Origin of the sequence: Streptomyces sp. NPDC047081 (genome assembly GCF_040643775.1) — a bacterium.
In the GTDB taxonomy this organism is placed as follows: domain Bacteria; phylum Actinomycetota; class Actinomycetes; order Streptomycetales; family Streptomycetaceae; genus Streptomyces.
On the sequence record NZ_JBEYUY010000002.1, the window covers coordinates 203,802 to 223,623 of the forward strand.

At 70.7% G+C, this 19,822-nt stretch carries 21 protein-coding genes; 14 read left to right on the forward strand and 7 right to left on the reverse strand.

The annotated features are described in order from the left end of the window. Positions 1-7: 7 nt before the first annotated feature. Positions 8-775 (reverse strand): enoyl-CoA hydratase/isomerase family protein, encoded by a 768-nt coding sequence (locus tag ABZ848_RS04095; protein WP_360824893.1) that lies wholly within the window; start codon positions 773-775, stop codon positions 8-10. Between the two features lie 95 nt (positions 776-870). Between ABZ848_RS04095 and ABZ848_RS04100 the strand changes: the two genes are divergently transcribed. Together ABZ848_RS04100 and ABZ848_RS04105 are read left to right on the forward strand one after the other, a co-directional pair. Further along, positions 871-1,761, forward strand: coding sequence for a crotonase/enoyl-CoA hydratase family protein (locus tag ABZ848_RS04100; protein ID WP_360824896.1), 891 nt, complete (start codon positions 871-873; stop codon positions 1,759-1,761). 382 nt (positions 1,762-2,143) lie between these two features. Further along, entirely contained in the window at positions 2,144-3,577 is a 1,434-nt protein-coding gene (locus tag ABZ848_RS04105) for a family 1 glycosylhydrolase (RefSeq protein WP_360824899.1), read from the forward strand. Here the strand turns inward: ABZ848_RS04105 and ABZ848_RS04110 are convergent. Continuing rightward, entirely contained in the window at positions 3,523-4,023 is a 501-nt protein-coding gene (locus ABZ848_RS04110) for a MaoC/PaaZ C-terminal domain-containing protein (protein WP_360824902.1), read from the reverse strand. The two genes, ABZ848_RS04105 and ABZ848_RS04110, sit on opposite strands and share 55 nt — an antisense overlap. Before the next feature lie 23 nt (positions 4,024-4,046). Continuing rightward, positions 4,047-4,868 (reverse strand): enoyl-CoA hydratase/isomerase family protein, encoded by an 822-nt coding sequence (locus ABZ848_RS04115; protein WP_360824905.1) that lies wholly within the window; start codon positions 4,866-4,868, stop codon positions 4,047-4,049. A 108-nt stretch (positions 4,869-4,976) separates the two neighbouring features. Here ABZ848_RS04115 and ABZ848_RS04120 point away from each other — a divergent pair, with 108 nt between their 5' ends. Genes ABZ848_RS04120 through ABZ848_RS04135 form a run of 4 tightly spaced genes read left to right on the forward strand, consistent with a single transcriptional unit; the run spans position 4,977 to position 8,567 of the window. Next, positions 4,977-6,095, forward strand: coding sequence for an acyl-CoA dehydrogenase family protein (locus tag ABZ848_RS04120; protein ID WP_360824908.1), 1,119 nt, complete (start codon positions 4,977-4,979; stop codon positions 6,093-6,095). Positions 6,096-6,124: 29 nt separating this feature from the next. Beyond that, the gene (locus ABZ848_RS04125; RefSeq protein ID WP_360824911.1) at positions 6,125-7,303 is read left to right on the forward strand and encodes an acyl-CoA dehydrogenase family protein; all 1,179 of its coding nucleotides are present in this window, start codon (positions 6,125-6,127) and stop codon (positions 7,301-7,303) included. Next, positions 7,300-7,812, forward strand: coding sequence for a nuclear transport factor 2 family protein (locus ABZ848_RS04130; protein ID WP_360824914.1), 513 nt, complete (start codon positions 7,300-7,302; stop codon positions 7,810-7,812). Before ABZ848_RS04125 ends, ABZ848_RS04130 begins: the two co-directional genes overlap by 4 nt. Further along, on the forward strand, positions 7,812-8,567 hold the full coding sequence (locus ABZ848_RS04135) for an SDR family oxidoreductase (RefSeq protein ID WP_360824916.1): 756 nt from the start codon (positions 7,812-7,814) through the stop codon (positions 8,565-8,567). Before ABZ848_RS04130 ends, ABZ848_RS04135 begins: the two co-directional genes overlap by 1 nt. An 11-nt stretch (positions 8,568-8,578) precedes the next feature. Here the strand turns inward: ABZ848_RS04135 and ABZ848_RS04140 are convergent, their stop codons facing one another. Then, positions 8,579-9,760, reverse strand: coding sequence for a CoA transferase (locus ABZ848_RS04140; RefSeq protein WP_360824919.1), 1,182 nt, complete (start codon positions 9,758-9,760; stop codon positions 8,579-8,581). A 94-nt stretch (positions 9,761-9,854) separates the two neighbouring features. Between ABZ848_RS04140 and ABZ848_RS04145 the strand changes: the two genes are divergently transcribed. From ABZ848_RS04145 to ABZ848_RS04170, 6 genes are read left to right on the forward strand one after another with little or no spacing between them, the layout of a single operon-like run. Beyond that, positions 9,855-10,349, forward strand: coding sequence for a PaaI family thioesterase (locus ABZ848_RS04145; protein WP_360824922.1), 495 nt, complete (start codon positions 9,855-9,857; stop codon positions 10,347-10,349). A 4-nt stretch (positions 10,350-10,353) separates the two neighbouring features. Then, a complete protein-coding gene (locus ABZ848_RS04150) occupies positions 10,354-11,202 on the forward strand; it encodes an enoyl-CoA hydratase-related protein (protein WP_360824925.1) in 849 nt (282 codons plus the stop codon). Between the two features lie 45 nt (positions 11,203-11,247). Continuing rightward, positions 11,248-11,700 (forward strand): MaoC family dehydratase N-terminal domain-containing protein, encoded by a 453-nt coding sequence (locus ABZ848_RS04155; protein ID WP_360824928.1) that lies wholly within the window; start codon positions 11,248-11,250, stop codon positions 11,698-11,700. Beyond that, entirely contained in the window at positions 11,697-12,119 is a 423-nt protein-coding gene (locus ABZ848_RS04160) for a MaoC/PaaZ C-terminal domain-containing protein (protein WP_360824931.1), read from the forward strand. The genes ABZ848_RS04155 and ABZ848_RS04160 overlap by 4 nt, the downstream gene beginning before the upstream one ends. A 4-nt stretch (positions 12,120-12,123) precedes the next feature. Continuing rightward, positions 12,124-13,722: a class I adenylate-forming enzyme family protein gene (locus ABZ848_RS04165; RefSeq protein ID WP_360824934.1), complete on the forward strand. Its 1,599-nt coding sequence runs from the start codon at positions 12,124-12,126 to the stop codon at positions 13,720-13,722. Then, the gene (locus ABZ848_RS04170; RefSeq protein ID WP_360824937.1) at positions 13,715-14,857 is read left to right on the forward strand and encodes a serine hydrolase domain-containing protein; all 1,143 of its coding nucleotides are present in this window, start codon (positions 13,715-13,717) and stop codon (positions 14,855-14,857) included. Before ABZ848_RS04165 ends, ABZ848_RS04170 begins: the two co-directional genes overlap by 8 nt. Here ABZ848_RS04170 and ABZ848_RS04175 read toward each other — a convergent pair. Both ABZ848_RS04175 and ABZ848_RS04180 read right to left on the reverse strand, forming a co-directional pair. Beyond that, the gene (locus tag ABZ848_RS04175; protein WP_360824940.1) at positions 14,847-16,028 is read right to left on the reverse strand and encodes an amidohydrolase family protein; all 1,182 of its coding nucleotides are present in this window, start codon (positions 16,026-16,028) and stop codon (positions 14,847-14,849) included. The two genes, ABZ848_RS04170 and ABZ848_RS04175, sit on opposite strands and share 11 nt — an antisense overlap. 111 nt (positions 16,029-16,139) lie before the next feature. After that, positions 16,140-16,943 carry an FCD domain-containing protein gene (locus ABZ848_RS04180; protein WP_360824943.1) on the reverse strand — a complete coding sequence of 268 codons (804 nt, stop codon included), beginning with the start codon at positions 16,941-16,943 and terminating at the stop codon, positions 16,140-16,142. A gap of 169 nt (positions 16,944-17,112) precedes the next feature. Here ABZ848_RS04180 and ABZ848_RS04185 point away from each other — a divergent pair, with 169 nt between their 5' ends. Next, positions 17,113-17,949, forward strand: coding sequence for an enoyl-CoA hydratase-related protein (locus tag ABZ848_RS04185; protein WP_360824946.1), 837 nt, complete (start codon positions 17,113-17,115; stop codon positions 17,947-17,949). Beyond that, positions 17,946-18,518, forward strand: coding sequence for a DUF2889 domain-containing protein (locus ABZ848_RS04190; RefSeq protein WP_360824949.1), 573 nt, complete (start codon positions 17,946-17,948; stop codon positions 18,516-18,518). The genes ABZ848_RS04185 and ABZ848_RS04190 overlap by 4 nt, the downstream gene beginning before the upstream one ends. On the opposite strand, the gene ABZ848_RS04195 is transcribed toward ABZ848_RS04190, so the two are convergent. Further along, positions 18,505-19,731, reverse strand: coding sequence for an acyl-CoA dehydrogenase family protein (locus ABZ848_RS04195; RefSeq protein WP_360824952.1), 1,227 nt, complete (start codon positions 19,729-19,731; stop codon positions 18,505-18,507). The genes ABZ848_RS04190 and ABZ848_RS04195 overlap by 14 nt on opposite strands. Positions 19,732-19,822 lie beyond the last annotated feature (91 nt).

Genomic DNA, 19,822 nt, shown 5'->3' on the forward strand with positions numbered 1-19,822 from the left:
CTCCGGCTCAGCGGCGGCCGCGTGCGGCGATGATCCGCTCGACGGCGGCGATGTGATCCGGTGCGTGCATGGTGTCGCGCTCGGCGAGCAGAGCCGGTTCCATCACGGTGTCGAGGGCCTGCTCCAGGTGCCGGTTGACCGCGCGCTTGGTCTCGCGCAACGCCTGCACGGGCAGGGCCGCCAGCCGGCCGGCCAGGTCCATCGCCTCGTCCATCAGCTTGTCCTTGGGCACGGCACGGTTGGCGATGCCCAGCCGGACGGCGTCCCCGGCGCCGACCCGCTCGCCCAGGAACAGCAGCTCCTTCGCCCGGGTCAGGCCCACGAGCAGCGGCAGGACGTACGCGCCGCCGTCGCCCGCGACCAGTCCGACCTGGACGTGCGGGTCGGCGATGTAGGCGTCGTCGGCGATCAGCACGAGATCGCTCAGCAGGGCCAGGCTGCAACCCAGGCCCACGGCAGGGCCGTTGACAGCTGCGATCACGGGCAGCGGGCAGCGGACCAGGCCCGTGACGATGCTGCGGGCCTCCTCGACCTGCTGCTCCCGGAAGGAGCTGTCGCGCTGGACCCGGGTCATGATGTCGAAGTTGCCGCCGGCGCTGAACGCCCGGCCGCGCCCGGTGAGCACGATCACCCGTGCCTCTGGATCGGCGGCGAGCTCGTCCCACAGCGACGCGAGGCCGGTGTGCAGCTCCTCGCTCATCGCGTTCAGCCGCTCCGGCCGGTTCAACTCGACCAACCGGACCGGGCCGACGGCCGTCACCACCAGATCCGTCATCTCCACCGCCATCGTTCAGGATCAGTCGTTAGAGTTGAATGCTATAACTAATTAAGCTTTCTGGGAACCGGTCCGTGGAGTGACGGAGGACGCGTATGCCACAGCAGCAGTACGAGACCGTGCGGGCCGAGGCGGCGGACCGGATCCTCACCGTCACTCTCGACCGGCCCGAGAAGCTGAACGCCTTCAACCCGCGGATGATGCAGGACCTGCTCCACGTCCTGGACGCGGCCGACGCCGACGACGGCATACGGGTGATCGTGGTGACCGGCGCCGGACGAGGCTTCTGCGCGGGCGCCGATGTCAGCTCCGGCGGCTCGTCCTTCGACCACCGCAAGGCGGGCGCCTGGCACCGGGACACCGGCGGCCGGGTCGCCCTGCGTGTCTTCTCCAGCACCAAGCCGGTGATCGCGGCGATCAACGGTCCGGCGGCGGGCGTCGGGGCCAGCATGACCCTGCCGATGGACATCCGGCTGGCGTCGACGAAGGCGAAGTTCGGGTTCGTCTTCGCGCGCCGCGGCATCGTGCCGGAGTCGGCGGCGAGCTGGTTCCTGCCACGGGCGGTCGGTATGCAGCGGGCCATGGAGTGGGTGGCGACGGGCCGCGTCTTCGGCCCGGACGAGGCGCTGGCGGCCGGTCTGGTCCGCTCCGTCCACCCACCGGAGGAGCTGCTGCCCGCTGCGTACGAACTCGCCCGGGAGATCGCCGAGAACACCTCGGCGGTCTCGGTCGCCCTCGCCCGCCAGATGATGTGGCGGATGCTCGGCGAGCCGCACCCGATGACCGCGCACCGACTCGACTCACGGATCATGAGCCAGATCGGCGGCGGCCCGGACCCCGTCGAGGGAGTCGAGTCCTTCCTCGCCAAGCGCCCCCCCGAGTTCCCGGGCCTGGTCAGCAAGGACATGCCACCCGTCTATCCCTGGTGGCAGGACGAGGAGTTCCGCCCCCTCGGGGAGCCGGCACCCGAGAGCCGGGAGGCGTGATCTCGACGTACGACTACGTCGTCGTGGGCGCCGGTTCGGCCGGATGCGTGCTGGCCAACCGGCTCTCCGAGGATCCCGGGGTGTCCGTCCTGCGCCCGACGGCCGAGGGGAGCCTGCACATCACCTCCGCCGACCCCGAGGCCCCTCTCACGATCACCCCGAACTACTACGGTTCCGACTTATGCGCGAACTCTTCGGGGCCGAGCCCCTCGCCGGCCGCATCACGACCGAGACCCTGCCGGCCATGGTGTCCGGAAACCTCAACGGACCGATCATGGCGAGATCTGGCCGAAACATTGTCGTAGTTTGCTCGAAGTGTTAGCGTCCCGTCGGCGGACATTCAGTTGAATGCGCTAAACCATTGACCGCCTGGACGGTAACCATGAGCGATGGTTTCCTGCATGAATCCCTGCGCGGTGTCGACTGGGGGGTCGCCACCGCGGACACCATCGCGGCCCCGCCGCCGCCTCCACCGGAGCGCGGCGGGCACTTCCGGCAGTGGACCGACGACATCCGGCAGGTGCTCGGTGTCACCGCGGACACGCACCGCATGGTCACCGGATGGCCGCAGCTCCAGCCCGACGGCCCGGGCAGGTGGGACCGGAAGGCGCTGGACCGCTGCGAGCAAGCGCTCGACACGCTGCTCGAACTGGGGACGCGGCCCGCTGTCACCCTCTTCGACCGTACGCTGCCACCCTGGCTGGACTCCGCCGACGGCTGGCTCGCCCGCGACACCGCCGAGCACTTCGCCACGTACGCCGCCGAACTGGGCCGCCGCCTCGGCGACCGGGTGGAACGCTGGATCACCTCCACCGACCTGGCCGGTCCCACGCTCGCGGGCCACGTGGCCGGAATGTACTCACCGGGCCGCGGTGCGGGCCGTGCCGGGCTGCCCGCGGTCCACCACATCCTGCTCGCCAACGGACTCGCCACCCAGGCACTCAGGTCCGTCGGTGTCACCGGCCGCATCGGGACGACGGTCACCCTCGTCGGTGGCTACCCGGCCACCGACGACCCCTACGACCGGCTCGCCCTGGAGCGCCTGGAGAGCTGGACCAACCGCCTCTTCCTCGACCCCCTGCTGCTCGGCGAGCACATGGTGACCGAGGACGAGATCGCCCCCGTGGCGGCCACCGGCTGCGTACGCCCGGGAGACCTGGAGATCATCAGCACCCCCCAGGACCTGCTCGGCCTGTCCTGGCACACCCCGTTCCGGGTCACGGCACCGGAGAACCTGCCCCGCGTCCTGCCGACCACGAAGTGCCGCACCGCCCTCAACGAGGTCAACCGCCTGCTCATGGGCCTCGGCTTCGCGATCGTCCCCTTCGACGACGTCGAGACGACCGCCTACGGTTGGCCGATCATCCCCGAAGGCCTCGCCGACGCCGTCGCCGGCCTGTGCGAGCAGTACGGGGACCTGCTGCCTCCGCTGTCCGTGGTCGACAACGGCATGGGCGACCTGGACCTGGTCGACGACACGGGCCACCGGGACGACACCCGCCGCCGGGCCCTGCTGCGAGCCCGGCTCTCCTGGCTGGCAGGGCTCATCGCGGCCGGGATCGAGGTGTGCGGGTACGAGTACTGGTCGGTCCTCGACAACCTGGAGGCCAAGTTCCGCTACACCCGCCTGTACGCGATGGCGATCCCGGACCACGAACTCGCTCCGCGGCCCACGATGCCGTCGGACTGGGTGCACACGGGAGCGTTCGCCGCCGTTCCGGCCGCGGGCGCCGGGACCGGGCTGACCCTCGTGTCCCGGACTCAGGGCGCCGGAGCCTCGTACTCCCGGCCGCGGATCAGCCGCACCGGGCAGTAGACAAGGACGTCCTCGTCCCGCTGGTTGCGCACGGTGATCCGGCTGGTCACCACGCCCCGGCCGGGCTTGCCGGAGGGGCGGCAGCCGGTGGTCTCGACGACCGCGTACAGGGTGTCGCCGACGTACACCGGTCCCAGCACGTCCAACTCCATGTGCAGGAAGGCGAGTCCGGTGCCATGGAGGACGTTCGTCTGCAGGACGAGCCCCTCGGCGAGGCAGTACGTCAGCCCGCCCGGGACCAGCCGACCCGTGTACCCGCCCTCCGCCGCGTGTGTGGCGTCCCAGAAGAGCGGCTCGGTGAAGCCGCCCCATGTCACGAAGTTGACCAGGTCGGTCTCGGTGACGGTCCGGCGGGCGGTCCGGAAGACCTGCCCGACGGGCATCTCCTCGTACGTCAACCCCCGTACCAGCGGGGCTGCTTCGGTAGTGCTCTGCTCCGGCACCATGGTCGGTTCCCTTCGTACGGTGGTCAGAGGTCGAGCGGGTGCTTGTCCGCGACACCCGCGAAGTCCGGGGCGCGCTTGTCTCGGTGGGCGGCCAGCCCCTCGACGACCTCGTGGCCCGCGAACCCGAGGAACTCCAGCCCGAGCGAGGCCTCGAAGATCGGCTGGGCGGCGCGGTACCAGTGGTTGAGGGACCGCTTGGTCCAGCTGATCGCGCTGGCGGGACCGGTGGCCAGCACGGACGCCACGCGCAGCGCCTCCGCGTGCACCTCCTCGTCGGCCACGCACTTCGACACCAGCCCGATCCGCTCGGCCTCCTCGCCGGTGAGCGCCTCGCAGGTCAGGAGGTAGTACTTGGCCTTGGCCATACCGCACAGCAACGGCCAGCAGATGGCCGCGTGATCACCCGCCGCGACCCCGAGGCGGGTGTGCCCGTCGACGATCTTCGCCGTGCGGGCGGCGATCGAGATGTCCGCCAGCATGCCGATGACCAGCCCCGCACCGACCGCCGGCCCGTGGATCGCGGAGACGACGGGCTTCGAGCAGTTGATCACGCCGTACACCATGTCCCGTGCCTCGCGCATCACCCGGGCCCGTACCGCGTAGTCCTCGGTCATGGCCTCGATGGAGTCGAAGGTCCCGCCCGCGGAGAACGCCCGGCCCGCCCCCTGGACCAGCACCGCCCGGGTCTGCTCGTCCCGGTCGATCACCGGCCAGATGTCGGCCAGTTCGCCGTGCATCCGCGGATCGACCGCGTTGAGGTTGGGGGCGTCGAGCACGACGCGCAGCACGCCGGGCACGGGCCGCTCGAAGGTCAGGCTGGTGAACGGGGCGTAGAGATCGGTCACGTCACGCTCCTGGTGTATTCAGTGTGGATACTATAATTATCTAACTGTATCGAGCGGAGAGCGGCAAGCGATCGGCAGACGCGTCGCACCGAGGACGGGAAGCTCGGCATGGACTTCACCTTCAGCCAGGAACAGGACGAACTGCGCAAGGTCGTACGGTCCTTCCTGGCCAAGCACTCCGACGAGGCGGCCGTGCGCCGCCTGGCCGCCGACCCACGGGGTCACGACCCCGTCGTCTGGCGGCGGATGGCCGGCGAACTCGGCCTGCAGGGGCTCGCCGTGCCGGAGGAGTACGGCGGCTCGGGCTTCGGCTACGTCGACCTCGGCATCGTCTTCGAGGAGGCGGGCCGCGCACTGCTGTGCGGGCCCTACTTCGCCACCGTCGCCCTGGCCGCCGAAGCCCTCCTGCGCTGCGACGACGAACAGGCCAGGCACGACCTTCTGCCCGGCATCGCCTCCGGCGAGAGGATCGCCACCCTGGCGCTCACCGAGGACAGCGGCCGCTGGGACGAGCCCGCCGTCCGCCTCACTGCACGCGACACCCCCGCAGGATGGCGGCTGACCGGCACGAAGAACTGGGTCCCCGACGGACACCTCGCCGACCTGCTCCTGGTCGCCGCCCGCACCTCCACAGAAATCAGCCTCTTCGCGGTCGACGCCGACGCACACGGCCTCACCCGCACGCCGCTCCCGACCCTCGACCAGACCCGCAAACAGACCCGACTGCGGTTCGACGACACCCCCGCCCGCCTGCTGGGCGCGGAGGGCACGGCGTGGCCCGCCCTCGAACGCACCCTCGCCACCGCATCCGTCCTGCTGGCCGCCGAACAGGTGGGCGGAGCCGCCGCGGCTCTGGACGCCGCCGTGGACTATGCCCGGATCCGCGTCCAGTACGGGCGGCCCATCGGCTCCTTCCAGGGGGTCAAGCACAAGTGCGCCGACATGCTGGTGGAGATCGAGTCCGCCCGCTCGGCCTCTTACGCCGGGCTGTGGGCGCTGGACGCCGGGGAGGAGGCGGAGATCGCTGTGGCGGCCGCCCTGGCGCAGGCCTTCTGCTCGGAGGCGTTCACCAGGGTCGCCGGCGACAACATCCAGGTCCACGGCGGGATCGGCTTCACCTGGGAGCACCCCGCGCACCTTTACTTCAAGCGGGCCAAGAGCTCCGAGGTGCTGCTCGGTTCACCGTCGTACCACCGGGAACTGCTGGCCACCCGGCTCGGCATCTGAGGCATCCCAGGGATCAGGGAGAGACAGACATGGAGCTGGACTTCGGACCCGCCGTGCGCGACTTCCGCGAGGAGCTGCGGGACTGGCTGGCGGACCATCTGGTGGGGGAGTTCGCCGAGCACCGGGGCGTCGGCGGCCCCACCGACGGCGCGGCTTGGGAGGTCCGCCTGGCCTGGGACCGTGAACTTTCCCGGGGCCGCTGGCTGGGCGTGGGCTGGCCGGGGGAGTACGGCGGACGCGGGCTCGGCCTCCTCGAGGAGATCGTCTTCGAGTACGAGTACGCCCGCGCGAACGCCCCCTACCGGGCCACCGGCAACGCCCTCGACCTGCTCGGCCCCATGCTGCTCAAGGTGGGCGGCGAGGAACAGAAGCAGCGGTTCCTGCCGCCGATCCTCGCCGTCGAGGAACTGTGGGGCCAGGGCTTCAGCGAGCCCGGCGCCGGCTCCGACCTGGCCTCGGTGCGCACCCGCGCCGAGCGGGACGGCGAGGCGTGGGTGGTGAGCGGCCAGAAGGTGTGGACGTCCTTCGGTATGCACGCCGACTGGCTCTACGTCCTCGCCCGCACCGACCCGGACTCGGTCCGGCACAAGGGCCTGACCATGCTGCTCCTGCCCACCGACCAGCCGGGCGTGGAGATCCGCCCCATCCGCAACCTCGCCGGCCAGGACGAGTTCGCCGAGGTGTTCCTCTCCGACGTGCGTACCGGCGCGGACATGGTCGTCGGTGAGGTCGGCCAGGGCTGGCGCACCGCGATGGCCACCCTCGGCATCGAACGCGGCACCACACTCCTGCCCCAGCAGCTCACCTTCGAACGGGAGGCCGAGTCGCTGATCGACCTCGCCCGGGAACGGGGCGCACTCGACGATCCGATGCTGCGCCGCCGCATCATCGACGCCTGGATCTCCGTACGCATCATGCGCACCACCAACCTCCGCACGCTCGCCGAACTGACCGCGGGCCGCACCCCGGGCGCCCAGGCCACCACGGCCAAGCTGTACGCCTCCACACGTCACCAGCAACTCGGTCATCTCGCCCAGGAGTTGGCGGGCCCCGCCGGGCAGGTCGTCGGCGAGGACTACGGCCTGGACACGCGGCAGCGCTCCTTCCTGCTGTCCCTCGCGGAGACGATCTACGGTGGCTCCAGCGAGATCCAGCGCAACATCATCGGCGAGCAGCTCCTCGGTCTGCCGAAGGAACCCCGGCCATGACACCACTGGAGCAACGCCTCGACCGCATCGAGTCGCACCTGGCCATCCGGCAACTGCCCGTCCGCTACGCGCTCGCCGTGGACGCCCGCGACCTCGACGCCTGGGTGGGCTGCTTCCGGCCCGACGTCGACATGGGCCGACGCGGTCGCGGCCGGGAGGCGCTGCTGGCGTACATCGAGCCCCTGGTCCGGGGCTTCCACCGGTCGATCCACCAACTCTGCGGGCACCGCGTCGAGTTCACCGGCCCCGACACGGCCACCGGCTCCGTCTACTGCCGCGCAGAGCACGAAGTGGGGGAGCGGTGGATCGTGATGGCCATCCGCTACCTCGACGAGTACGCGCGCGTGGACGGCGAGTGGTACTTCTCCCGGCGCCGCGAACAGCACTGGTACGCGGCGGACGTGACCGAACGCCCCCAGCAGGTGGGCTTCGAGGGCTGGGAGGGTGCCGGCCGGCCCGCGCTGCCCGAGGCGTTTCCCACCTGGACGGACTTCTGGAAGGAAAAGTGATGGCACGGCTTTCGGGGAAGACGGCGCTGGTCACCGGCGGCGGTCAGGGAGTCGGCCGCGGCATCGCGCTCGCGCTGGCGGCACAGGGCGCGGCGGTGGCGATCACCGGCCGTACCGAACGCACCCTGAAGGACACCGCCGCGGAGATCGCGGGGCGCGGCGGCAGGGCGCTCACGGTGGTCGGGGACGTCGGCGAGCGGTCCGACGTCGACCGGATGGTGGCCGAGACGGTACGGGAGTTCGGCCGACTGGACGTCCTGGTCAACAACGCGCAGAGCTCGGTGCGGCGCCCGCTGGAGCAGACGTCGTACGACGATGTCGAACTCGCTTACCGCAGCGGTCCGTTGGCGGCCTTCCACGCCATGCAGGCCGCCCTGCCGCAGCTGCGGGCGAGTCGCGGCAGCGTGGTGAACCTCGGCTCCTCGGCCGCGGTGCAGGGCGAGGCGACCTTCGCGGCGTACGCGATGGCCAAGGAGGCGATCCGGGGGCTGACACGGGTGGCCGCGCGGGAGTGGGGCCCGTACGGGATCCGCGTGAACGTGGTCTGTCCCGCGGCGCTGAGCCCGGCGGCGGAGGAGTTCTTCGCCGCGCATCCGGAGAAGGCCGAACGCGTGATGTCCGCCATCCCGCTCGGGCGGATGGGCGACCCGGAGACGGACATCGGGCGTGCGGTGGCCGCGCTGGTCAGTGATGACCTGGCCTATCTGACCGGTGCGACGCTGATGTTGGAGGGTGGTCGGACCCTCATCGGGTAGGGGGCCGTGCGTCAGATGATGCCTCGGCCCTGCAGGTCTCGGACCTGATCCTCCGTCAATTCCGCCAACTCGCCCAGGACTTCGGCCGTGTGCTCGCCGAGCGCGGGCGGCGGGGCGTACTCCCCGACGGGGGTCGCCGAGAACCGGACCGGGTTGGCGAGCAGGGGCAGCCCGTCGACCTCGACCAGCATCTCCCGGTGCCGTATCTGCGGGTCGGCGAAGACCTCGGGCAGCTCGTTGAACGGCCCCGCGGGGACATCGTGTTCGTCGAGTACGGCCAGCCAGTCGTCCCGGGTACGGGTGCGCAGGATGCCCTGGAGGACCGGAAGGATCTCCGCGCGATGGGTGATACGGGCCGAGGTCGTGGCGAACCGGGGGTCCTGGAGCAGGTCGGTGCGGTCGGCCGCCGCGCAGAACGCTGCGAACTGCTTGTCGTTGCCGGCCACGAGGAAGAGCGGTCTGTCGCTGCACATGAAGGCCTGGGACGGGATCCCGCCGTACCCGCCGTTCCCGCGCCGCTCGGGCACCTCGCCGGAGACCAGGTAGTTCATCGCGAAGTGGGAGAGCGAGGCGAGCCCGCAGTCCAGCAGGGAGAGGTCGATGAACTGGCCCTCCCCGGTCGCGTCCCGGTGGCGCAGTGCCGCGAGCACCGCCGTGGCGGCATACAGCCCCGTCAGGATGTCCACCATGCTGATCCCGACCTTCATCGGCTCCTCGGGGTGCCCGGAGACGCTCATCATCCCGGACATGGCCTGGAAGATGCCGTCGTAGCCGGGCCGCCGCGCATAGGGGCCGGTCTGTCCGAAGCCGGTGACCGACAGATGGACCAGCCGGGGGTTGATCTCGCGCAGGCTCTCGTAGCCGAGGCCGTACTTCGCCAGCGTGCCGACGCGGAAGTTCTCGACCAGCACGTCCGATCGCGAGGCCAGCGCACGGATCAGCTCCTGTCCCTCGGCGGTGGCGTGGTTGACGGTGACCGAACGCTTGTTGCGGTTGCAGGAGAGATAGAAGGCGGCGGTGTCCGTGCCGGGGACGAACGGCGGCCCGTACGTCCGTGAGTCGTCCCCCGCGCCGGGCCGCTCGACCTTGATCACATCGGCGCCGAGGTCGGCCAGCATCTGGGTGGCCAGGGGTGCGGCGAGGATGCGGGACAGATCGAGGACGCGGATCCCGGTCAGGGCGGTCGACGGCATCGAAGGTCTCCCTCTATGAAAATGGATGAATGAGTTATATAAATAATACGTCCATGGCTCAAGGCCTGCACCGTGTGAACCGGAGGTCGTACGGATGACCGTCGCGGCGAGGCGCCTCACCGACCAGGAACAGCGCGAACGGCGTCAGTGGTTCAGGGCCCGCTGGGAGCGCGGGGTGAAGTTCAACCGCGGCTGCGGCATGCGGGTGCTGCGCTGGGACCCCGACGGCATCGAGATGGCCCTGCCCTACGCCGAGGCGCTCTCCGCGCACGAAGGCGTCTTCCACGGCGGGGTCATCTCGGCGCTCATCGACACCGCCGGCGCGGGAGCCGTGATCGCCGGGCACGACTTCGACAAGGGCAGCCGGCTCAGCACGGTGTCGATGTCCGTGCAGTACCTGGCGCCCGCCCGGGGGCGGGAGGCCGTCGCGTACGCGCGCTGCGTCCGGCGCGGCCATCGGCTGCACTTCGCCGATGTCGACGTCCGCATGCCCGACGGACGCGTCTGTGCCCGGGGCCAGGTCGTGGTGACCATCTCCGGAGAGCGGCTCGGCGTCGGAGACCCCATAGAAGCGCTGACGGAGGAGTGACGCGATGCCCCAAGAGCCCGCCCAGGACGACCTGGTGTTGTACGAGGTGGACGAGGACGGCGTCGCCACCGTCACCCTCAACCGGCCTGAGCGCAAGAACGCCTGGAGCATCCCCATGGAGCGCCGCTTCTTCGCGCTCCTCGACGAGGCCGCGCAGGACCCGGCCGTCCGTGTCGTGATCGTCACGGGCGCGGGCAGGGCCTTCTGTCCGGGCATGGACGTCCAGCGCCTGGAACAGAACGCCAGGCCCGGCCAGTCCCTCGACCTCCATGCCCGCGTCCCCATGTACAGCAGGCGGAACCTGCCGAAGCCGATGATCGCCGCCGTCAACGGCGCCTGCGCGGGCATCGGCCTGATCCAGGCCCTGATCTGCGACGTCCGCTTCGCCGCCCGCGGGGCCCGCTTCACCACCGCCTTCACCCGGCGCGGCCTGGCCGGCGAGTACAACCTGCCGTACGTCCTGCCGCGCGTGATCGGCCTGGAGAACGCACTGGACCTGCTCCTGTCGGGCCGGGTCTTCGACGCCGATGAGGCAAAGGAGCTGGGCCTCGTCAGCCGAGTCGTCGAACCCGAGGACCTGCTGGGCGCGGCGCGCGCCTACGCCCGGGACATCGCCCGCAACTGCTCTCCGCGCGCCGTGGCCGTCGTACGCCACCAGGTGTACGGCGACCTGGACCGCACCTTCACCGAGGCCCTCGCCCGCTCCTACTCCGCCATGGAGTTCTTCGCGGGCTCGCCGGACTTCCGCGAGGGCGTGGCGAGCTTCACCGAGAAGCGGGAGCCGAAGTTCGAGGGCCTGCCTGTGGACTTCGACCCGGACGAGGCCACCCGCGACGCGTTCCTGCCGTACTGACTCCTGCCGTACCGACCGCCTCACCGACCAAGGAGGTTCTTGACGATGACAGGGCAGCCGTTCCCCGTCGAGGCCGGGCACATCATGATGTTCGCCCGCGCCATCGGCGACGAACACCCCGCCTATCAGGGCGAGTCGGCCGTCGCCCCGCCCACCTTCACCATGGCGAGCGCGCACTACGACCCCGACTACCACCTGCGGCCCAAGCCGGACGAGGAGTGGTTCGGGTCCGGCGGCGGCCCCGGAGTGATGGCCGAGGGCGGCGGCGGGCTGCACGCCGAGCAGCACTTCGAGTACCACCGCCCGGTGCGGGCCGGCGAGACGCTCCACGCCCACACCGTTCCCGGACGCAGCTGGGAGAAGGAGGGCCGCAGCGGCCGGCTGCTGTTCAGTGAGCGCATCACCGAGTACCTGGACGCCGACGGCGAGCCTGTCGTCAGCGCCGTGACCGTGGCCGTCGTACCCGAGGGCCCCGCCACCCCGAAGGACGCCCGATGAGCCTGAGCACCGCGGACATCAAGGTCGGCGAGACCCGTGAGCGTGTCCTCGTCGGCGATCTCAAGCGCACCCGGATCGTGCAGTACGCGGGCGCCTCCGGCGACTTCAACCCGCTGCACACCGACGAGCGGTTCGCCGTCGAGGCCGCGGGATACCCCGGCGTCTTCGCCCACGGCATGCTGACGATGGGCATGACCGGCCGGGTCCTGACCGAGTGGGTGGGCCCCGAGTCCCTGCTGCGCTACGGCGTGCGCTTCCGGGCCCAGGTCTGGCCCGGCGACACCCTGACCGCCACGGCGGTCGTCGAGTCGATCGACGACACGGACGCCGGCCCGGTCGCGCACTTCACCCTGCGCACCGTCAACCAGCACGGCGCCGAGGTGGTCACCGGCACCGCGACGGCCCGCCTGGAGCCGTGAACCGGTGGCCGCCGCACAGGAGGCCGGGGGCGGGACGGCGCGTGAGACAGGGCCGGTGCGGGGCGTCGGGGTGGAGCGACCGGACAGCTCGTCGTCGGACGACGGGCCGATGCGGGTGGCCGAAGCGGCGCGAGAGGGCGGCCCGGAGCGGATGGCCGACGCAGTGGACGCCACCTGGACAGCCATGGTGGGCCGCGCCTACGACCACGACCGCCCCGCTGTCCGCTTCGGCGACCTGACCTGGAGCGGACGCGAGCTCCTCGACCGCGCGGCCGGCGCGGCCGACTGGCTGGACACGCTGGGCCTGGAGCCCGGCGTCCCGGTCCCGGCCCTGGTCGCCACCTCCGCCGACGCCCTCGCGCTGGTGATCGGCGGCGCCGGATCCGGCCACCCGCTCGCGCCACTCGGCGTCCGGACGACCGCGCACGAGATCGCCGCCGTGGTCGACGGGATACCGGCCCAAGTCCTGCTGGCACAGCCCGAGTTCGCCGGTCTCGCCGCACAGGTCGCCGATCTCTCCGGCCGACGGGTCGCAACCGTGCCCGAACTGCCCCACAGCACACGGCCCTTGCACGCCCTGCCCGACGAACTCGCCGCCGTCCTGCACACCTCCGGAACCACCGGTCTGCCCAAACCCGTCCCCATGACCCAGCGACGGCTGGCGGCCCGGGCCCGCGTCAACGGGCTGCTGTGCGAACTCGGCCCGGACAGCTTCTACGGCGGCAGCGCACCCTTCCACCACATCGCGGGCCTCGGCAACATCGCCGTCGCCCTCGCGGCCGGCGCCCTGATCACCGGCCTGCCCCGGTTCACCGTCGAGGGCTGGACCCTGCTGCGCGACCTCGGCACGACACACACCAGCATGGTCCCGGCGATGCTGGAGACCCTGCTGGCCGCGGGCCAGGCACGGCACGAGACCCTGCGGACCCTCCAGTACGGGGGCGCGCCCGTGCGCCCCGGCACTCTGCGACGGACGTACGAGGCGCTGCCGGGCGTCCGTATGCTCAACATGTTCGGCCAGACCGAGGGTTCGCCGATCAGCGTGCTCACCCCCGAGGACCACCGGGAAGCGGTCGCGGGACGCACCGAGCTGCTGAGGTCGGTGGGACGGCCCGCCCCCGGGGTCGAGATCAGGGTCGCCGGCGCCGGGCCTGACGGCATCGGCGAGATCCACGCCCGCGCCGGCCACTTCTTCCGGACCGACGCCGAAGGCTGGCTGCACAGCGGCGACCTGGGCCGGACCACGGAGGACGGCTACCTCCACCTCTTCGGCCGGAGCACCGACATGATCATCCGGGGCGGCGAGAACGTGCACCCGCTGGAGGTCGAGACGGTCCTGGCCGCGCACCCGGGCGTGGCCGACGTGGCGGTGACCGGCGTGCCCGACGAGCGGCTCGGACAGACCGTCGTCGCCTTCGTCGTGCCGTCCGATCCCGCGGCTCCACCGGATCCCGCGCTGCTCAGGAGCCACACCCGCGCCCGGTTGTCCGGGTTCAAGGTCCCCGTCCGCTGGTGGTTCGTGGACGACCTGCCGCGCAACGCCAACGGCAAGGTCGTACGGCGTCGCCTGCGGGAGCCGTACGAAGGAGAGACAAGTGCCTGACAAGGTCGACCCGCAGCGACTCGACACCCTGCTGAGCCGGATCCGCCGGGAGGTCGAGCACGGTCCGCTGCCGTCCGCGCAGGTCGCCGTCGCGCACGACGGACGGCTCGTGGCCTTCGAGACCTACGGCGATGCCGCCGCCGACACCCGGTACGTCCTGCAGTCCGTGGGACGGTCGATCGTCGCGGGGGTGGTGTGGAAGCTGATCGGCGACGGACTCCTGGATGTCGGCGAGCAGGTCGCCGCGATCATCCCGGAGTTCGCCCCGCACGGGAAGGAAGAGGTGACCGTCGAGCAGGTGCTCACGCACACCGCCGGCTTCCCGTTCGCCCCCCTGGGCCATCCGAAGATGCTGGACCGCGAGCTGCGGCTCGCCGCCTTCGGGCGGTGGCGGCTGGACTATCCGCCGGGCAGTCGCTTCCAGTTCCATCTCACCTCGGCGGCCTGGCTGATCGCCGAGATCGTCGAGCGGCGGACGGGTCTCGCCTTCGCCGACTACCTGCACGAGCGGATCGTACGGCCGCTGGGCCTGACATCGATCGAGCTGGGGGTGCCGGTCGACCGGCAGCCGGGCAGCGTCGCCCCGATGCTCGCCACCGACCGCACCGCCGACGACCAGGAACCCGACCCCTGGGGACCGTGGTACCTGTCCGACCCGAAGGTCCTGGCGGCCGGGGAGCCGAGCCACGCCCTGGTCGCCACCGCGGCCGATGTCGCCCTGTACTTCCAGGCGTTGACCCATTCCGGGCTGTGGAAGCCGGAGGCCGTGGCCGAGGGGATCCGGATCCGGCTGACCGAGCATCCCTACGGCGAGCAGATCTATGGGGGCGGCGGTCAACGCCGTACCAGCATGGGGTTGTTCGTGACGGTCGCCGGCCCCGACGCGGGCAGCAACCTGCCATCCAGCGGCTCACCCGCCCTCTTCGGCAGCGCCGGAGCCGCGTACCAACTGGGCTTCATGGACCCGGAGTCGGGCCTGTCCTTCGCCTGCCTGTGCAACGGCTACCCGCTCGCCGGCTACGACCACTCCCCGCACGGGACCGCCCTGCTGACCGACATCGCGAACCTGGCGGCGGGCCTGGTCCGAGTGACCGGGCCCGCCGCCAGGCGGGGTCGGACGACGCTCAGCGGCTGATCAGCTGCTGAGCGTTGTTGAACATGATGTCGTCCTGGGCGGACTCGTCGAGCTCCGCGATGAGCTTGCGGAAGTCGGCCGGTTCGGCCAGGCCCTCCGCGTGCGGGAAGTCGGAGCCCATGACGATGGACTCGTGGTAGCCGAGCCGCCGGACGACGTCCACGATGTCGTCCTCGGGGTAGGGCACCACGCGGATGTGCCTGCGGAACACCTGGCTGGGACGCTCGTCCAACTGCCCCCCGATCCAGGGGCCGTTGCGGCCCATGCCCCGGCTCTTGTCCATGTGGCGCACGAAGTGCGGCACCCACTCCGAGCCGAACTCGGAGACCAGGACGTTGATGTCGGGGAAGCGGCCGAAGAGGTTGTCGAAGATGAGCGCCGAGAGCGTCTCCTCGATGGGGCGCTGGCCGTAGGTGTTCTGCCACTGCCAGGCCGACATCCGGAAGTGGATCGGGTGGGGGTCGAAGCCCCAGGACGGCGCCACCTGCGAGTTGTAGTAGAACTCGCTGATGTGGTAGCAGACGCTTGCCTTGGCCTCGTTGACCAGCTTCCAGAACGGGTCGAAGTACGGGTCGCCCGGCGAGCGGCCGTACACCGGTCCGGTGGGCAGCAGGATGAAGCGGGCGCCCTGTTCCAGGACGTACTCCAACTCCTTGACCGCGCTGGGCAGATCGCGCAGGGAGAGCAGGGCGGGTGCGTAGATGCGGCCCTGGTGGTCGAAGCCCCAGACTTCGTTCATGTACCGGTTGAACGAGTGGTAGTTGGCGTAGAGCGGCTCGACGCCCTTCACGTACTCCTCGGCGACCAGCGCCCAGCCGCCCGGATACATGATGCTCTGGTCCAGGCCCTGCTCGTCCATGACCCGCAGCCGGGCCTCGCGGTTCTGGTACGACTCGTGCATCGGCTCGAACTGGTACGTCTCCTCCGGATTGCCCGAGGCCATCGCCTTGAGCATCTCCTTCAGCGAACCGGGACGGTAGACCTGCCCGAACTCGGGTTCCAGACATACGACGATCCGGTCGCCGGCGAGGATCACCTCCCGCCCGTCCGGGAGCGTCACCGGTGCGACCGCCGCGCCGAGGAACTCCTTCGGGAGGTAGCGGGTGAAGGAGTCCCGCTCCTCGTACATGTGCTGGTCGCAGTCGAAGATGCGCTTGCGCTGTTCGGCCATGGCCGTCGCCTCCGGACCCCAGGAGCTATTCAGTACGCCTTCTATAATTATCTAACTGTTTCTCGAAGGCAAGGGGTTCACGAGGGAAGGCTCGCTCACGCGGCCCGCGGGTCAGTCGATGAGCTCCAGCACGGTCTTCGGCCCGGCGGCGTTCACGACGTCGTCCGCGCTGGAGATGTGCCGCTGCCAGAGCTTCTCGGCCTCGTCCGCCTTGCCCGACTCGATCAGGCCGACCAGCCGGACGTGTGCCCGGTGCCCCTTGAGGGCCTGCGCCTTCTGGGTCTCGGCGTCGGTGGCGGCAGCGGTGTACGAGGCGTTGGCGCGGTCGATGATGTTGCGCACCATGCCGCACAGCAGGATCAGGGTCTGGTTGCCGGTGAGCTCGACCAGCAGGGCGTGGAAGGTGTCCTGCGCCTCGACCAGGGCCAGCGGGTCCTCCAGCACGGCCTTCTCGGCGGCCACCGCGTCGCGCAGCCGCTTGATGTCGGCCGGGGTGTGCTTGGTGGCGAGCTGGCGGGCGCAGGGCGGCTCGATGAGGGCCGCCGCGCGGTAGAGGTCGCCCAGGGTGGCGCCGCGGTACTCGAGGATCAGGCCGGCGAAGCGGGCCGCCACTTCCGCGTCGGGTGCGCTGACCCGTGCACCGCCGTGCGCGCCGCGGCGCACCGTGATCAGCGACTCCGACTCCAGGACGCGGAAGGCCTCGCGCAGGGTCGGCCGCGAGATGCCGAACTGCTCCATCAGCCCCGACTCCGGCGGCAGCGCGTCGCCCGGCTTCAGCTCGCCCCGCACGATCTGGCGGCGCAGGTGCGCGGCGACCAGCTCGGCGGTCTTCGGGACCCGCACCTGGCGTCCGACGCGGCTGCGGGAAGGTGCGGGCACGGCCACCGTTTCACTTGCGCGGGCTGCCTCGGCCACGATGGGCTCCTCATATAGCAAAATGAATCGTCTTAGTGCATCGAGGGTACCAGGTCAAGGGATGGTTGATCATCTCTTGACCGGACTCGGTCTGGCGCCCCGGGTATCGTCTGGTATATAGATGATTCATCTACCTATAAAGTCGAAAAGGCCCGTGGGAGTGACCTCGATGACCTCGACGACCGAGAACGCGACTCCGGTGATCCTCAGCGAGCTCACCGACGACGGGGTCATGCTCCTCACCCTGAACCGACCGGAGCGGCACAACGCCTGGACGCTGGAGATGGAGCTGCTCTACAACGAGCTGTTCGACCGGGCGGAGGCGGACCCCCGGGTGAGGGCGGTGGTGCTCACCGGCGCCGGGCGCAGCTTCTGCCCCGGGATGGACATGAGCGTGCTTGACGGGGCCTCGTCCGGCGCCCGCCCATGGCCCACCGGCCGGCTGCCCCCTCGTACCCGCCCCATGACCTTCCCCAAGCCCGTCGTGGCGGCCGTCAACGGCGCCTGCGCGGGCATCGGATTCAACCAGGCGCTGATGTGCGACGTCCGGTTCGCCGTACCGCACGCCAAGTTCGCCGCAGCCTTCAGCGCACGCGGGCTCGTGGCCGAGGACGGTGTGTCCTGGATCCTGCCCCGGCTCGTCGGCTACGGCAACGCGGCCGACCTGCTGCTGTCCTCGCGCCGCGTCACCGGCACGGAGGCCCTGTCGATGGGCCTCGTCAACCGCCTCGCCGAACCGGACGAACTCCTCCCGCGGGCACTCGCCTACGCGACCGAACTGGCCCGCTCGGCAAGCCCGTACGCGATGTCCCTCATCAAGCGGCAGCTCGCCGACGACCAGGCGAGGACCTTCGCCGAGAGCCGTGAGAGCGCCGCCGCCCTGCTGGCCACGGCGAAGCAGGCCCCGGACTACCGCGAGGGCGTGCTCAGTTTCATCGAGCGCCGCGTGCCGGTCTTCCCGGCGCTGGGGGAGGGCGAGCCGGAGCTCGAGGAGGCCTCGTCATGACCCGAGCCGAGCTCCCGCTGCACCGCCGTACGATCACCGTCACCGCCTACCAGGAGGGCGACGGCGAGATCTCGGTCGAGGCGGAACTGCGTGACGAGCGTTCCTGGGAGGAGCCACCGGGCGGTGTCGTCCACAGGATGGTGCTCGCGGTGCGGGTGCGCCTCGCGGACATGACGATCGTGGCAGCCGAGGCGGGCATGAAGGACTTCCCGCACGCCGAGTGCCCGCGGATCGCGCCGGCCTTCGACGGCCTGGTGGGCCTCAGCGTCGCCGCCGGCTACAACCGGGCCATCCAGGAACGCTTCCGCGGTGTGTCCGGGTGCACCCACCTGTACGAACTGACCCGGGCGCTCGGCCCGGCCGTCGTCCAGTCGGCCATCTCGGCCCGCAACCGCGCGGCCGGCCCTGGCTCCCACGACCCGCGTGCCACCGCCTGGGTGCTCGACAGCTGCCACATCTGGGCACCGAACGGCGTGGGCCTGCGCAAGATCGACGCGGGCTGGACCCCGGGACCCGGCCCGCGCCCGGTCCCGGAACTCGGCCACTTCACGCGGCCTACCGACTCGTGAGCCGGGGCTCGCGCGGCAGGCCCAGCACCTTCTCCGCGAGGATGTCGCGCTGCACCTGGGACGTGCCGGCGTAGATCGTTCCGGAGCGGGCGATCAGGTACGTCGTCGTCCAGGATCCCGAGGTGTTGGCGGCACCGGGGTCGTCCGTGCGGTAGGTGCGCAGCGGCGGCCGCCCGACCGGCACCTGGCCGTGCAGGCCCATGATGTCCATCGCCAGATCGGTGACCTCGGTGTGGTACTCGCTCCAGTACAGCTTGGCGATCGACGACTCGGGACCGGGCTCGGCGCCCTTGAGCCAGCCCGTGAGGATTCGGTAGCCGAGGCAGCGCATGATCTCGACCTTCGACCAGCACCAGGCGATCCGCTGCCGGATCACCGGGTCCTGGTCCTTGCCGTGCAGCCGCGCCAGTTCCACCAGGCGCTCCACCTCGGCCCGGAACAGGATCGGGTTGGTCGCCGCCTCCTCCCCGCGCTCCACGCCCAGCAGGCTCTGGGCGACCGCCCAGCCGTTGTCCACGCCGCCGACGACCAGATCGGCGCGGGTGCGGGCGCCGTCGAAGAAGACCTCGTTGAAGTGCAGTTGCCCGCTCATCATGCGGAACGGCCGTACCTCGACGCCGGGTTGGTCGAGGGGCACGAGGAGGAAGGAGATGCCGCGGTGCTTGGAGGCGCCCGGGTTCGTGCGGGCGAGCACGAAGATCCAGTCGCTGTGGTGAGCGCCGGAGGTCCACACCTTCTGACCGTCGAGCACCCATTCGTCGCCGTCCAGCACCGCGCGGGTCTTGAGGGACGCCAGGTCGGAACCCGCGTCGGGCTCCGAGTACCCCTGGCACCAGGTGTCCTCGCCGCTGAGGATGCGCGGGAGGAAGCGGCTCTTCTGCTCTTCCGTGCCCCAGCGCAGCAGCGTGTTCGCCAGCATCTTCACGCCGAAGGTGTCCTGCGGCAGCCCGAACGGCACGCCGGCCAGGGCGAGTTCCTCCATCAGCACGACCTGGTGCAGCTTGGACAGGCCGCCACCGCCGTACTGCACCGGCCAGGTGAGGGAGAGGTAGCCGCGCTCGACGAGCCGACGGCGCCAGTCCCGGGCGAAGTCCCAGGCCTCCTCCTCGTCCAGGGCTCCGATGCCCTTCCAGTCCGGCGGCAGCGTCTCGCCGAGGAACGCCCTGACCTCGGCGCGGAACGTCTCGGTGTGAGGGGGATAGCTGATGTCCACCTGTGGTCGCTCCTCGTCCGGCCCTGCCCGCACAGCTGATCGCTGTATTGATTGTTTCAGCATAATAGGTTATCTATTTAACAGGGAATAG